The sequence below is a fragment of the Leifsonia sp. SIMBA_070 genome, from assembly GCF_046534635.1.
Classification (GTDB): domain Bacteria; phylum Actinomycetota; class Actinomycetes; order Actinomycetales; family Microbacteriaceae; genus Leifsonia.
Window position 1 is genome coordinate 1 of record NZ_JAWRYK010000188.1, and the last position, 278, is coordinate 278.

The 278-nt window shown below is 63.7% G+C and carries 1 protein-coding gene; it reads left to right on the forward strand.

Going from position 1 to position 278, the window contains the following annotated elements; translation table 11 throughout:
* Window positions 1-251: DUF2200 family protein (locus SB754_RS19955; RefSeq protein ID WP_410784117.1), on the forward strand; the 251-nt coding region annotated here is incomplete at its 5' end.
* Between the last annotated feature and the right edge of the window lie 27 nt (window positions 252-278).

The window sequence follows — 278 nt, forward strand, 5'->3', positions numbered from 1 at the left end:
AGGTGATCTCGTGGCTCACGGGCTTCGACGGGCCCGGGATCGACGAGCAGATTGCCACGGAGACGTCGTTCGAGCAGTTCTTCGAGCAGGCGCAGCTCACCCCGGCTGCGTCGCTCATCACGGGTGTGATCTGCGGCGTGAAGGTGCAGGAGATCGAGGATCCGCTGATGCAGAAGGTCCGCTACCTCGACAAGGTCGTCGATGAGCTCGCGAAGGGCAAGGCCATCGAGAAGATCAAGCGCACCGCGTAGCGCTTTGTGAGCCCGCGGCGGTGCGTT